This is a genomic window from Pseudonocardia lutea (assembly GCF_042658055.1).
In the GTDB taxonomy this organism is placed as follows: domain Bacteria; phylum Actinomycetota; class Actinomycetes; order Mycobacteriales; family Pseudonocardiaceae; genus Pseudonocardia; species Pseudonocardia lutea.
The window spans coordinates 36,977-50,546 of the sequence record NZ_JBHSQK010000019.1 but is presented as its reverse complement, the minus strand read 5'-3'; the positions used below and the strand labels follow the sequence as shown (position 1 = coordinate 50,546).

At 74.2% G+C, this 13,570-nt stretch carries 11 protein-coding genes; 4 read left to right on the top strand and 7 right to left on the bottom strand.

Features of this window, described 5'->3' with window-relative positions:
* Position 1: 1 nt before the first annotated feature.
* Positions 2 to 1,291: an MFS transporter gene (locus ACFQH9_RS10140; RefSeq protein ID WP_379565691.1), complete on the top strand. Its 1,290-nt coding sequence runs from the start codon at positions 2 to 4 to the stop codon at positions 1,289 to 1,291.
* 67 nt (positions 1,292 to 1,358) lie between these two features.
* On the opposite strand, the gene ACFQH9_RS10135 is transcribed toward ACFQH9_RS10140, so the two are convergent.
* The 5 genes from ACFQH9_RS10135 to pdxH form a co-directional block, all read right to left on the bottom strand.
* Positions 1,359 to 2,075: a sunset domain-containing protein gene (locus ACFQH9_RS10135; protein WP_379565690.1), complete on the bottom strand. Its 717-nt coding sequence runs from the start codon at positions 2,073 to 2,075 to the stop codon at positions 1,359 to 1,361.
* 89 nt (positions 2,076 to 2,164) lie between these two features.
* Positions 2,165 to 3,553: a cryptochrome/photolyase family protein gene (locus tag ACFQH9_RS10130; RefSeq protein WP_379565689.1), complete on the bottom strand. Its 1,389-nt coding sequence runs from the start codon at positions 3,551 to 3,553 to the stop codon at positions 2,165 to 2,167.
* Positions 3,554 to 3,674: 121 nt separating this feature from the next.
* Positions 3,675 to 4,982 (bottom strand): citrate synthase, encoded by a 1,308-nt coding sequence (locus ACFQH9_RS10125; RefSeq protein ID WP_379565687.1) that lies wholly within the window; start codon positions 4,980 to 4,982, stop codon positions 3,675 to 3,677.
* A 195-nt stretch (positions 4,983 to 5,177) separates the two neighbouring features.
* A complete protein-coding gene (locus ACFQH9_RS10120; protein ID WP_379565803.1) occupies positions 5,178 to 6,467 on the bottom strand; it encodes an MFS transporter in 1,290 nt (429 codons plus the stop codon).
* 422 nt (positions 6,468 to 6,889) lie between these two features.
* Entirely contained in the window at positions 6,890 to 7,543 is a 654-nt protein-coding gene (gene pdxH / locus ACFQH9_RS10115) for a pyridoxamine 5'-phosphate oxidase (protein WP_379565686.1), read from the bottom strand.
* A gap of 227 nt (positions 7,544 to 7,770) precedes the next feature.
* On the opposite strand from pdxH, the gene ACFQH9_RS10110 reads away from it, so the two are divergent.
* Positions 7,771 to 8,892, top strand: coding sequence for a citrate synthase 2 (locus tag ACFQH9_RS10110; protein ID WP_379565685.1), 1,122 nt, complete (start codon positions 7,771 to 7,773; stop codon positions 8,890 to 8,892).
* 69 nt (positions 8,893 to 8,961) lie between these two features.
* Here the strand turns inward: ACFQH9_RS10110 and ACFQH9_RS10105 are convergent, their stop codons facing one another.
* Complete coding sequence (locus tag ACFQH9_RS10105; protein ID WP_379565684.1) at positions 8,962 to 10,245, bottom strand: MFS transporter; 1,284 nt, start codon at positions 10,243 to 10,245, stop codon at positions 8,962 to 8,964.
* Between the two features lie 71 nt (positions 10,246 to 10,316).
* Here ACFQH9_RS10105 and ACFQH9_RS10100 point away from each other — a divergent pair, with 71 nt between their 5' ends.
* The gene (locus tag ACFQH9_RS10100) at positions 10,317 to 11,273 is read left to right on the top strand and encodes a GlxA family transcriptional regulator (RefSeq protein WP_379565683.1); all 957 of its coding nucleotides are present in this window, start codon (positions 10,317 to 10,319) and stop codon (positions 11,271 to 11,273) included.
* Positions 11,274 to 11,275: 2 nt separating this feature from the next.
* Here ACFQH9_RS10100 and ACFQH9_RS10095 read toward each other — a convergent pair whose 3' ends face one another.
* Positions 11,276 to 11,875, bottom strand: coding sequence for an LLM class flavin-dependent oxidoreductase (locus tag ACFQH9_RS10095; RefSeq protein WP_379565682.1), 600 nt, complete (start codon positions 11,873 to 11,875; stop codon positions 11,276 to 11,278).
* 211 nt (positions 11,876 to 12,086) lie between these two features.
* On the opposite strand from ACFQH9_RS10095, the gene serC reads away from it, so the two are divergent.
* Positions 12,087 to 13,220: a phosphoserine transaminase gene (gene serC / locus ACFQH9_RS10090; protein WP_379565681.1), complete on the top strand. Its 1,134-nt coding sequence runs from the start codon at positions 12,087 to 12,089 to the stop codon at positions 13,218 to 13,220.
* Positions 13,221 to 13,570 lie beyond the last annotated feature (350 nt).

Genomic DNA, 13,570 nt, shown 5'->3' with positions numbered 1-13,570 from the left:
CATGACAGCACCGGAGGCCCGGCGGGCGGGGACGGGCGCCCGGCTGGCGCTGCTGGCCGTGACCCAGTTCCTCGTCGCCACCGACTTCGACATCGTGTTCGTCGCGCTGCCGAGCATCGGCCGCGACCTGGGGTTCGACGCCGACGGGCTGCAGTGGGTCGTCTCCGCCTACACCGTGGCGCTCGGCGGGCTGCTGCTGCTCGGCGGGCGGGCCACCGACCGGCTCGGGGCGCGGCGGGTGTTCGTCGCCGGGCTCGTGCTGTTCGGGCTGGCCTCGCTCGCGGGCGGGCTCGCCACGGCGCCGGGCTGGCTGGTCACGGCGCGGGCGGTGCAGGGCGGCGGGGCCGCGCTGCTCACCCCGGCCACGCTGCGCCTGCTCGCGGTCGGGTTCGCCGAGGGACCGGACCGCAACCGGGCGTTCGCGGTGTGGGGCGTGGCCGGGAGCACCGGCGCGGCGGTCGGCGCCGCAGGCGGCGGGCTACTGACCTCGGCGTTCGGCTGGGAGGCGGTGCTGCTGGTGAACGTGCCGGTCGCGCTGGTCGCCGCGGTGCTGGCCCGTGGGTTGCTGCCGGCCGACGGCCCACGGGTGCGGGGGCCCTTCGACCTGCTCGGCGCTGCGCTGGCCACCGTCGGCTCGACGCTGCTCGTGCTCGGGATCGTCGACCGGTCGGCGCTGGTGGTCCTCGGCGTCGTGCTGCTCGGGGCGTTCCTGCTGGTCGAGCGCCGGGCGCCCGAGCCCCTGCTGCCGCCGGTGTCGCGCGCGCTGCTCGCACCCACCCTCGCCGTGCTGCTGTTCATGGGCGCCGTCGGCACGGCGTACTTCCTCATCACCACCCAGCTGCAGGACGTCCTGGGCTTCACCGTGCTGCAGGCCGGGGCCGCGTTCCTGCCGCTCAGCGCGCTCAGCATGGCCGGGGCGGGGTGGGTGTTCCCGCGGCTGGCGGCGCGGATCGGGGCCGGTTGCACGCTCGTCGTGGGGATGGCGGGGCTGGGCGTCTCGCTGGCGGTGCTGGCCCTCGGGTTCGGCGGCTACGCGACGATGCTGCCCGGGTTCGTCTGGGCCCTCTTCGCCGGCATCGCCTTCCCCGCCGTGTTCCGGACGGCCGCCGCCGCGGTCCCCGAGTCGCAGCAGGGCGTGGCCGGAGCGCTCGTGTCGACCGCGCAGTACGTGGGCGGGGCGGTGGGGCTGGCGGTGCTGCTGGCGTGGACCGACACCGCAGTCGCGGCGGGGCTCGGTGCGGCCGCCCTGGCGTTGCTGGCGGCGGTGCTGGGGGCGGGTCGGTCGCGATGATCCGCGTCCGGGCAGGGGGACGGTCGATCGTCGAGCGCTCTGCTGCCCGGACGTGGATCTTCGGGGCTCAGCTCGCTCGGGGCTTCGGCTTCCACTCGGTGAAGCCGGCGCGGGTGGCGTCCTCGGCGGTGCGGAACCAGGCCGCCGCCTTCGTGCGGCCGAAGTACGGGCTCGACGGCGGGTGGAACAGCAGGGAGTTCGCGTTGCCCTTGATCGTGAACTCGGGACTCGGGGCGGAGCCGTCGGGCAGCGGGGCCGCGGAGCCGGGGCCGTAGGGGCCGTCGGGGATCTCCTCGGACGCCGCGGGCTGCCGAGCCTCGGGTTCCTCCTCCAGCGTGCGCTTCCCGGCGGGCGGCTTTCCGGCGGGCGGCTTCTCGCTGGCCGGCTTCTCGGCGGGCGGTTTCTCGGCGGGCGGTTTCTCGGCGGGCGGTTTCTCGGCGGGCGGTTTCTCGGCGGGCGGTTTCTCGGCGGGCGGCATCTCGGCGGCCGGCTGCTCGGTCCGGGTCAGCAGGCCTTGCGGAGCGCGGCCGTTGCGGGCCGAGCCGTTCACGCCCGACCCGGTCGCCCCGGGCGAGCCGTTCACGCTCCCGACCGCCAGGGACTCCGCAGTTCCGATCGCCGAGGCGGACGGCGTCGCGACGGCCCGGGCCCACTCGTCGCCCACCGGCCGGCCCGTGCCGGATCGCCGCCAGAACACCCACGCGCCCGCGCTCGCGGCGCCGGCCGCGCCCGCTGCCCCGAGCAGCAGGATTCCGCGTCGCCTGAAGTTCCGTCGGTCGGCCATCCCGGGCTCCCCTCGTCGGTGCCCGTCCACCCTAAGGTTCGCCTGATCGTCACGCGGACGCGCCCGGGCGTCGCGCCCGATCGTGCTGCTCAGCCGCGTGCCTGCTTCACCTTCTCGTAGCGGGCGAGGGCCTCCTGGCGCTCGGCCCGGTGGTCGACGATCGGCTCCGGATAGCCCTCGGGGACGCCGTCGGGCAGCGCCCACGGCTGGTGCACCGCCCTGCCCTCGATCCCGCGCAGCTCGGGCACGTACCTGCGCACGTAGTCGCCGTTCGGGTCGAACTTCTCCCCCTGCGTGACCGGGTTGAACACCCGGAAGTACGGCGAGGGGTCCGTGCCGCTGCCCGCGGTCCACTGCCACCCGTGCTGGTTGGAGGCCAGGTCGCCGTCGACCAGCAGCTGCATGAAGTGCCGCGCACCCCACCACCACGGCAGGTGCAGGTCCTTGACCAGGAACGACGCCACCACCATCCGCAGCCGGTTGTGCATCCAGGCCTCGGCGCGCAGCTGGCGCATCCCGGCGTCGACGATCGGGAAGCCGGTGCGGCCCGTCTTCCACGCCTCGAACAGCGCCTCGGCGCGCCTGCCGGTGGCGAGCGGGAGGGCGTCGAACGCGCGGTCGTAGTTCCTCCGGGCCGAGCCGGGCCGCTGGAACAGGATGTCGGCGTAGAACTCCCGCCAGGCGAGCTCGCTGCGGTAGGTGTCGGCGCTCGCGGAGCGCTTGCGGGCCAGGTCGGCGAGCAGGGTCCGGGGGTGGGCGCAGCCGTACTTCAGGTACACCGACATGCGCGAGGTCGCGGGCCGGTCCGGGCGGTTGCGGTCCTCGCCGTAGTGGTCGACGGCCGCGTCGAGGAAGTCGGCCCAGGTCCGCAGGGCCGCCTCCTCCCCGGGCTCGGGGAGCTCGGCCTCGACGGTGACGTCGTCGGGGATCGCCACTGCCGGCGGCCCGCCCTTCTTCTCCGCCGGGTCCAGCCAGGAGAGCGTCGAGGCGGAGGTGTCGGCCGGCCTGCGCCACCCGTGGTCGGACCAGGCCCGGCGGAACGGGGTGAAGACGCGGAAGGGCTCGCCGTCGGCCTTGCGGACCCGCCCGGGCGCGACGGCGTAGGGCGAGCCGGTGCGCACGAGCTCGCGGCCGGCGTCGGCCAACGCCTTCTCCACGGCCTCGTCCCGGCGGTGCCCGTAGGGCCCGAAGTCGGCCGCGACGGAGCCCGTCGCGGCGCCGACGGCCTCGGCGACCCGCGGTACGAGGTCGGCCGGATCGCCGTGCACCACCAGCAGCCTCCCGCCGAGGGCGCCGTCGAGCGCGCGCAGGCAGCCGTGGAGGAAGGCGAGCCGGGCCGCCCCGCTCGGCCGGATCAGGGCCGGGTCGAGCACGAACAACGCGAGCGCCTCGGCCGCCGAGTCCGCCGCGGCCAGGAAGGTGGGCTGGTCGCCGACCCGCAGGTCACGCCGGAACCAGACGACGGAGCGCTCGGGCATGCACCGACGCTAGCGGCGCACCGGGTGAACCGCGCGCCGAACGCCCGGCCGCCGAATGCACGAACGGCACCCTCGCTCCTCCCTGGCGAGCGAGAGTGCCGTTCGTGTGTCGGACGTCGGGTCAGCGGGAGGACATCTCCACGTAGTCCCGCTCGCCGGCGCCGGTGTAGAGCTGGCGCGGGCGGCCGATCTTGTTCTGCGGGTCGGCCATCATCTCCCGCCAGTGCGCGATCCAGCCGGGGAGCCGGCCGAGCGCGAACAGGACGGTGAACATCTTCGTCGGGAAGCCCATGGCCCGGTAGATCACGCCGGTGTAGAAGTCGACGTTCGGGTAGAGCTTGCGCTCGACGAAGTAGTCGTCCGCGAGGGCCTTCTCCTCGAGCTTCATCGCGATGTCGAGCAGCGGGTCCGTGACGCCGAGCGCCTTGAGCACCTCGTCGGCGTTCTGCTTGACGATCTTCGCGCGCGGGTCGTAGTTCTTGTAGACCCGGTGCCCGAAGCCCATCAGCTTCGCGCCCTTCTCCTTGTTCTTGACGCGCTCGACGAAGGCGTCGACGTTGCCGTCCTCCACCTCCTGGATGCGGGTCAGCATCTCCAGGACGGCCTGGTTGGCCCCGCCGTGCAGCGGGCCGAACAGCGCGTTCACGCCGGCGGAGATCGACGCGAAGAGGTTCGCCTGCGACGAGCCGACGAGCCGCACCGTCGACGTCGAACAGTTCTGCTCGTGGTCGGCGTGCAGGATCAGCAGCGTGTCGACGGCCTTGGCCATGACCGGGTCGACCTCGTACGGCTCGGCCGGGAAGCCGAAGGTCATCCGCAGGAAGTTCTCCACCAGACCCAGCGAGTTGTCCGGGTAGAGGAACGGCTGGCCGACGGACTTCTTGTAGGCGTAGGCCGCGATGGTGAACACCTTGGCCATGAGCCGGACGGTGGAGAGCTCGACGGCCTTCTCGTCGAACGGGTCCAGGGAGTCCTGGTAGAAGGTGGACAGCGCCGACACCGCCGAGGACAGCACCGGCATCGGGTGCGCGTCCCGCGGGAAGCCGTCGAAGAAGCCCTTCAGGTCCTCGTGCAGCAGGGTGTGGCGGCTGATGTCCGTGGTGAACTGGTCGAGCTGGGCCTGCGTGGGCAGCTCGCCGTAGATGAGCAGGTAGCTCACCTCGAGGAAGGTCGACCGCTCGGCGAGCTGGTCGATCGGGTACCCGCGGTACCGGAGGATGCCGGCGTCGCCGTCGATGTAGGTGATGGCGGAGGCGCAGGCGGCCGTGCTGGTGAAGCCGGGGTCGAAGGTCGTCATCCCGGTCTTCGCGAGGAGCTTGCTGACGTCGACTGCCGAAGCACCCTCCGTCGGCGCCTTGATCGCCATCTCGTGCTCGCCGCCCGGGTACGTGAGGACAGCGGTGTCTGTTCCGGCGGACTCGTCAGCCATGTGGAGGTTCCCTCTCACACTCGTGTGTTCTGCGTTGGGCGCCACGCTAGTGCGCCGCCGCGCATCCGTGCCGTTCGACGGATCCGCATCACGTCCCGGGGCGGTAAGGATCACTCCGCGAGACGCTTCTTACGGCCTCCGGGTCCATGGTCGTCCCTGGCGGGCCGAACGGCATCCCCTGGCGTGTACCGGCGGTCACCGGTGGGCGTCGAGGGGAACGCGATAGTCCCAGAACTCGCGGAACCGGAACACCACCGCGACGGTCACGACCACGACCGCGATCCCACCGATCCACGCGGCCGTCCCGGGCCCGACGGCCGCGGCGGCCGGGCCGTGCCAGAGGTCCGCCAGCCGGGGCCCGCCGGCCACGACGACCGCGAACACCCCCTGCATCCGGCCGCGCATCTCGTCCGTGGCGACGGACTGCAGCATCGAGCTGCGGTACACCGAGCTGACCAGGTCGCCCGCGCCCGCCACGGCCAGCGCGATCACGGCGATCCAGAGCGACGAGGTGAGCCCGAAGGCCGCGACGCCGAGGCCCCACACGCAGATCGCGACGGTGACCGCGACGCCCTGCCGGGACACCCGCTGCAGCCAGCCGGAGAGCAGCCCGCCCGCGACCATCCCGATGGGGATGGCGGCGAACAGCAGGCCCAGCGCGAAGCCGCCGCCGGGCGGGTCGCCGAACACGGTCTGGCTGATCTCCGGGAACACCACGCGCGGCATCCCGAAGCCCATGGCGATCACGTCGACCAGGAACGAGACCAGAAGGATCTTGTGCAGGGCGGCGTAGCGGAAGCCGTCGGCGATCTGCCGAAGGCCGGCCTTCGGCCGCTCCCCGCCGGTCTGCGGCGGCACCGCGGGCAGCCGGAAGGTGGCCCAGATCGTGGCGAGCAGGAAGATCGCGTCGAGCAGGTAGAGCGTGCCCAGCCCGACGACCGGGATCAGCACGCCGGCCAGCAGCGGCCCGACGATCGCGCCGAGCTGCACCACCGTCATGTTCAGGGCGTTCGCCGCGGGGAGCTGGGCCGCCGGGATCAGGCGCGGGATGACGGCGGCCCGCGCCGGTTGGTTCATCGCGAGCATCGAGGACTGCAGCGCGAACAGGACCAGCACGACCCAGACGTTGCCGACCCCGCTCGCCGCGACCACCCACAGCGCGAGCGAGGTGATCGCGATGCCGGTGCCGGTCAGCAGCAGCATCCGCCGGCGGTCGACGGCGTCGGCGATCGCGCCGCCCCACAGCCCGAAGATCACCAGCGGGACCAGCCCGAACGCGCCGGTCAGGCCGACGTAGGCCGACGAGCCGGTCATCGCGTAGATCTGGGTCGGCACGGCGACGACCGACATCTGCGCGCCGATCGTGGTGACGATCCCGGCCGTCCACAGCCGCCGGTAGGAAGGCGTCCGCAGCGGTGTGGTGTCCGCGAAGGTGGACCGCGCCAGGCCCGCGAGCCGGGTCCGCAAGGTGCGCCCCTCCGGCAGCTGCGCCGTCGTCGCGTCGGGGTCGACGGGGACGCGGCGGGTGCCGCCCTCGCCGTGACCCGGGTCCCGGACGGGTCGGGTCGGCGCCTCCGGGCCCGCGGTCAGGCGCTCGGTGCTCGCGTCGGCCGGCCCGGGCGCCGGGACGGTGAACGGGTCCGCCCGAGGATCCCGGGCGGGACGGGTGGGCGGCTCCGGCGCCGGCCGGTGGGGCTCGGCGCGCAGCGGATCCGTGGGCTGGTCCGGGCCCGATCCCGGACGGGGGCGACTCACGTCTCCACAGGTACCACGCCCGTCCGACGGCGCAGCGGGCACGGCGGACGAGGGAACCGGACAGACGTACGCGAACCGGACGCCTGCGGAGGAGCGGACGGCACTCTCGTTCGGTCCGGTGAGCGAGAGCGCCGCTCCCTCACCCGGGAACGCTACGGCGCGAGCCGCACGACCTTCCAGGTGCGGGTGTCGCGGTCGCCGACGAAGCGGAGCCGGTCGTGCATCCGGTTGGTGCGGCCCTGCCAGAACTCGACCTCGTCCGGCACGATCCGCCACCCGCCCCAGTGCGGCGGCCGCGGGATGGCCTCGGTGTCGGCGAACCGGCGCTCGACGGCGGCCAGCGCGTCGTCGAGCACGCCCCGGTCGGCGACCACCGCGGACTGGGCCGACGCCCACGCCCCCAGCTGCGAGCCGCGGGGGCGGGTGGCCCAGTAGGCGTCGGCCTCGGCGTAGCTGGCCTGCTGGACCAGGCCCCGGACGTGCACCTGCCGGTGCAGCCCGTACCAGGGGAAGGTCGCGGACGCCTCGTGCGACTGGCGCAGGTCGCGGCTCTTCGCGGAGGTGAAGTTCGTGTAGAAGACCACCCCGCGCTCGTCGAGCCCCTTGCACAGCACCGTGCGCGAGGACGGGCGGCCGTCCGGGTCCGCCGTGGCCAGCACCATCGCGTTGGGCTCGGGGACCCCGGCCGCGCCGGCCTCGGCCAGCCAGCGCGCCAGCTGCTCGTGCCAGGTCGGGGCGAGCTGGTCGACGTCGAACCCTCCGGCGCCGTAGTCGACCCGCATGGCGGCGAGCGTCAGTTCGGTCATGCGCACCTCCTCGTGGAGCCCGACGGTATGTGGGCGCCCCGCCGGGGCGACACCCTCCGTTCGGGTCCGGTGACCGATCACACCCGGGCGGTCCGTTGTGCTCCGGCGCTGGTCGGCGGCAGGGTGACGGCGAACACGTGCGCGACCCGCGCGCGCAGCAGGGACACCGGCCGACGGCGCCACCCGGCGACGGCCGCCGGTGCGCACCGACACGTGAGGAGACCCCGGTGTCCGAAGTACCCCCGCCCCCGCCCGGCTTCAAGTCCGGCCTCGAAGGGCACGTCGCCTTCCGGACCGAGATCGCCGAACCCGACAAGGACGGCGGCGCGCTGCGGTACCGGGGCGTCGACATCGAGGACCTGGTCGGCCAGGTCACCTTCGGCAACGTCTGGGCGCTGCTGGTCGACGGCCGGTTCGGGCCGGGCCTGCCGCCCGCCGAGCCCTTCCCGATCCCCGTGCACACCGGCGACGTCCGCGTCGACGTGCAGGCCGCGCTGGCCATGCTCGCCCCGCACTGGGGCTACCAGCCGCTGCTCGACACCTCGGTCGAGGAGGCCCGCGAGCAGCTCGCCCGCGCCTCGGTGATGGCGCTGTCCTACGTCGCCCAGTCCGCGCGCGGCATCGGCATCCCGGCCGTGCCGCAGTCCCGGGTGGACCAGGCCACGACGATCACCGAGCGGTTCATGGTCCGCTGGAAGGGCGACCCCGACCCCGCGCACGTCAAGGCGATCGACGCCTACTGGGTCTCCGCCGCCGAGCACGGCATGAACGCCTCGACCTTCACCGCCCGCGTCATCGCCTCCACCGGCGCCGACGTCGCGGCCGCGCTGTCCGGCGCGATCGGTGCCATGTCCGGCCCGCTGCACGGCGGCGCCCCGGCCCGGGTGCTGCCGATGATCGCCGAGGTGGAGCGGACCGGGGACCCCGAGGCCCTGGTCAAGGGCATCCTGGACCGCAAGGAGAAGCTCATGGGCTTCGGGCACCGGGTCTACCGGGCCGAGGACCCGCGGGCCCGCGTGCTGCGGCGCACCTGCCAGGAGCTGAACGCGCCGCGCTACGAGGTGGCCGCCGCGCTGGAGCAGGCCGCGCTGCGGATCCTGCGCGAGCGCCGCCCCGACCACCCCATCGAGACCAACGTCGAGTTCTGGGCCGCGGTGATCCTGGACTTCGCCCAGGTCCCGCCGCACATGATGCCGGCGATGTTCACCAGCGCCCGCACCGCCGGCTGGTCGGCGCACATCCTGGAGCAGAAGCGGGAGAACAAGCTGGTCCGCCCGTCGGCCCAGTACATCGGCCCCGGCCCCCGCAAGCCCCAGGACGTCGAGGGCTGGGACCTGCTCGTCCACTGAACTGCCCGAACGGCACTCTCGCCCACTCGTGGTGAGCGAGAGTGCCGTTCGTGCCTCCGGGGCCGGGCGTCAGGCGGGCGCGGGGACGGGGACCGGGGCGCGGAGCCGGCGGATCGCGAGGCTGGCGACGGTGGCCAGCACGCAGAGCACCGCGCCGCCGTACCACGCGGCGTCGTAGCTGCCCAGCGCGTCCCGGACGAGGCCGGCGGCCAGCGCGGCCGCCGCGGCGCCGAGCTGATGGCTGGCGAACACCCAGCCGAAGACGATCGGCGCCGTCGGCCCGAACCACTCGCGGCACAACGCCATCGTCGGCGGCACGGTCGCGACCCAGTCCAGGCCGTAGAAGATCACGAACGCGAAGATGCTCGCGTCGAGATCCGCGCCGAACAGCGGCACGAGCAGCGCCAGCGACACCCCGCGCAGCAGGTAGTAGGCGCCGAGCAGGATCCGCGGGTCGAAGCGGTCGGTGAGCCAGCCCGACAGCACGGTCCCGGCCACGTCGAAGATGCCGACCAGGGCCAGCAGGCTCGCGGCCGTCGTCGCCGGCATGCCGTGGTCGTGGGCCGCGGGCACGAAATGTGTCTGGATCAGGCCGTTCGTGGTGGCGCCGCAGACGAAGAACCCGGCCACGAGCAGCCAGAACGTCTTCATCCGGACAACCCGGGCCAGCGTGCCGAGGGCCAGTCGGGCGGCGCCGGACCGGATCGGCGCGACGACGTCGGCCTCGGTGCCGCCGTACGGCAGCTCGCCGACGTCGGACGGGCGGTTGCGCAGCAGCAGCAGCACGACCGGGACCACGACCAGCGCCGCGGCCGCGACCGTGAGCGAGGCCGTGCGCCAACCGGAGCTCTCGACGAGGTGCGCGACCACCGGCAGGAAGATCAGCTGGCCGGTCGCGTTGGCCGCGGTGAGGACGCCCGTGACCAGGCCGCGGCGGGCCACGAACCAGCGCCCGACGACCGTCGCCACCAGGGCCATCGCCATGGAGCCGGTGCCGAGCCCGACGATCACGCCCCAGCACAGCACGAGCTGCCACGAGGCCGTCATGAACACGGTGAGGCCCGCGCCCACGGCCACCATCGCCAGCGCGACCGACACCACCTGCCGAACCCCGAAACGCTCCATGAGCGCGGCCGCGAAGGGGGCGGTGAGCCCGAACAGCGCGAGGTTCACCGACAGCGCCACCGAGATCTCCCCGATGGACCAGCCGAACTCGGCGTGCAGCGGCTCGACCATCACACCGGGCGTCGACCGGAAGCCGGCCGCGCCGATGATCGCCAGGAAGGTCGCCGCCGCGGCCCACCACGCGGGGTGCACGCGCCGGCGGCGGACGGGAGTGCTGAGTTCGCTCACGCGATGCAGCGTCGCCGATGCGTGGCGCCGACGGAAGTGGCCGAACGGACACCCTGTGAAAGAATCCGGCCATGCACCGGGTCGTCGTCCTGGCCATGCCGACCGCCATCGCGTTCGAGCTGGGGGTGCCGCACAAGCTGCTGGGCGGCGCGGCCGGCTCCGGCGGCGAGCCGCTCTACGACGTCCGGGTCACCACCCTCGACGGCGGCCCGGTCCGCACCTCGGCGGGCTACTCGGTGCTGCCCGAGCACGGGCCGGAGATTCTCTCCGAGGCCGACACCCTCGTCGTCCCGGGGCACCTCGAGGGCACCTGGATGACCGACGGCACGGTCGACGCGCGGATCGCGGAGGTGCTGCGCGGCGCGGGCCGGGTGATGTCGATCTGCACCGGCGCCTTCGTGCTCGCCGCCGCCGGCCTGCTCGACGGCCGGCCCGCGACCACGCACTGGCGCTGGACGAACCGCTTCGGGCGGCTCTACCCGCAGGTCGCGCTCGACCCGGACGTGCTGTTCGTGGACGACGGCGACGTCCTCACCTCGGCGGGCAACGCCGCGGGGATCGACCTGTGCCTGCACGTCCTGCGCCGGGACCACGGGGCCGAGGTGGCGGCGACGGTGGCGCGCCGGGCCGTCGTCGCGCCGTGGCGGGAGGGCGGGCAGTCGCAGTTCGTCGAGGCGCCGGTGCCGGAGGTGTCCGGCGCGGGCACCGCGGCGGCGCGGGCCTGGGCGCTCGACCACCTCGACGCACCCCTCGGGCTCGACGAGCTGGCCGGGCGGGCCGCGATGAGCGTGCGCACCTTCACCCGGCGCTTCCGCGCCGAGACCGGCGAGAGCCCCGGGCGGTGGCTGACCACGCAGCGGGTGCACCGGGCGCGGCGGCTCCTCGAGACCACGGACCTGCCGGTCGAGCGGATCGCCGAGCGCTGCGGCTTCGGCACCACGGTGTCGCTGCGCCAGCACCTGCACGCCGCCATCGGCATGTCCCCGCTGGCCTACCGGCGGATGTACCGGGCCCCGGCCGGCGTCTGAGCTCAGGCGACCCCGGCGAGCTCGAGCGCCCGCACGGCCTCAGCGAACTCGGCGAGCTCCCGGCCGATGTCCGTCCCCGAGGGGCGCAGCAGCAGCCCGGCCGGCCGCAGCCCGGCGACGATCCGGTGCAGGTCCACGCCCGGGGTCACCTCGACGACCGTGCGCAGCGCGGCCCCGCGCGGCGACCGCACGCCGAAGGTCAGCGGGACGTACTCCGTCGCCCCCGGGCGGCCCACCCACGCCGGGACACCGCCCATGCCGTGCTCCTGCTGGAGCAGCTCGCGGACCGCGGTGGCGTGCGCCTCGGGATCCCGCCCCGTGCCACCCGGTAGTCCGACGACGAGCTCGGTCCGGCCCCGGGCCCGCGCGGCCAGGTCGGCGACCGCGCCGGCGTCGGCCGCCGCCCGTCGCCAGTGCCCGCCGACCGCCAGGCCGATGCGGATCCGCGAGGTCCGCCCGGCCGCGACGGCGAGGGCCATCCCGGTGTCCGGGTAGCTGCGCGGCGCCTCGTGGCACCACGCGCGGGCGTAGCCGAGCCCCTCGGCCAGCGCGACGTGCTCCGGCGTCGCCCTCCCGGCCGGGAGCGCGCAGTCGATCTCCATCTCGGTCCTCCGTCCCGTTCCGAACCGGTATCTCGATCGATCATGACGGGACGTTGCAGGTTCGACGCGGACCGTGGGCCAGGTCGCCTGGACGGCCCTGCCGTTCGGCCGGCCCGGTGACCCGCCCTCACCCTCCTGGCGGCCCGGCCCCACTCCGCGCTGGCCCAACCCGCCCTGCCGGTGCGCTCCGCGCCTTGCGACACTGGGGTACGTGACCGCGTCGACCAGCACCGACCTGCAGATCCCCGCCGAGCTCCTCCCGGGCGACGGGCGGTTCGGCTGCGGACCGTCCAAGGTCCGCCCCGAGCAGCTCCGGGCGCTCGCGGACGCCGCGGACGTGATGGGCACCTCGCACCGGCAGAAGCCGGTGAAGTCGCTGGTCGGGCGCGTGCGCGCCGGCCTGCGCGAGCTGTTCTCGCTGCCCGAGGGCTACGAGGTCGTCCTCGGCGACGGCGGCTCCACGGCCTTCTGGGACGCCGCGGCGTTCGGGCTGATCCGGGAGCGGTCGCTGCACCTGACCTACGGCGAGTTCTCGTCGAAGTTCGCCGACACCACCAAGGGCGCGCCGTTCCTCGCCGACCCGGTGATCGTGTCCGCGGAGCCGGGCAGCGCGCCCGAGCCCACCGCCGACCCGTCGTGCGACGTCCTGGCCTGGGCCCACAACGAGACCTCGACCGGCGTCGCGGTGCCGGTCGTGCGGCCCGAGGCCTTCCTCGACGGCCAGCTCGTGGTGATCGACGCGACCTCGGGTGCCGGCGGCCTGCCCGTCGACATCACGCAGGCCGACGCCTACTACTTCGCGCCGCAGAAGGGCTTCGCCTCCGACGGCGGGCTGTGGATCGCGCTGCTCTCGCCGGCCGCGCTCGAGCGGGTCGCTGAGCTCGCCGCGGGCGACCGCTGGATCCCGCCGTTCCTGTCGCTGGCCACCGCCGTCGACAACTCGGTCAAGGACCAGACCTACAACACCCCGGCCGTCGCCACGCTGATCATGCTGGCCGACCAGATCGAGTGGATGCTCGGCCTCGGCGGGCTCGACGCCTGCGTCGCGCGCACCAAGGACTCCTCGAGCCGGCTGTACTCGTGGGCCGAGAAGTCGGAGTACACCACGCCGTTCGTGACCGACCCCGCGCACCGGTCGCAGGTCGTCGGCACGGTCGACTTCGCCGACTCGGTCGACGCCGCGGCCGTCGCCAAGATCCTGCGGGCGAACGGGATCGTCGACACCGAGCCGTACCGGAAGCTGGGCCGAAACCAACTGCGGATCGGGATGTTCCCGGCGGTCGAGCCCGCGGACGTCGCCGCGCTGACGAGCTGCATCGACTGGGTCGTCGAGCGGATCGGCTGAGCGGAGCTCGCGGAGCGGACGTCGGCGCTGAGCGGAGCTCGCGGAGCGGACGTCGGCGCCGAGCGGAGCTCGCGCAGCGGACGTCGGCGCCGAGCGCACTTGACGGAGCGATATCCGGGCCGAGCGGCCTGAGCGAACGTCTCCGAGCGGAGCCCGCGGGGCCGAACATCCGGTCCGAGTAGTCCCGCCCTCCCCGAACGGCCGGGGCGCCTCGCGCGACCCGGCCGTTCCGCACGCGCTGGAGTGACGGAACGTAGTCACAGCAGTAACATGCGCCTCAGGTTTACCGATCTCGGCACGACGTGCGACGGTACGGAGTGTCCACTGGCGGAAGGGGCGCCGGTGCGGAC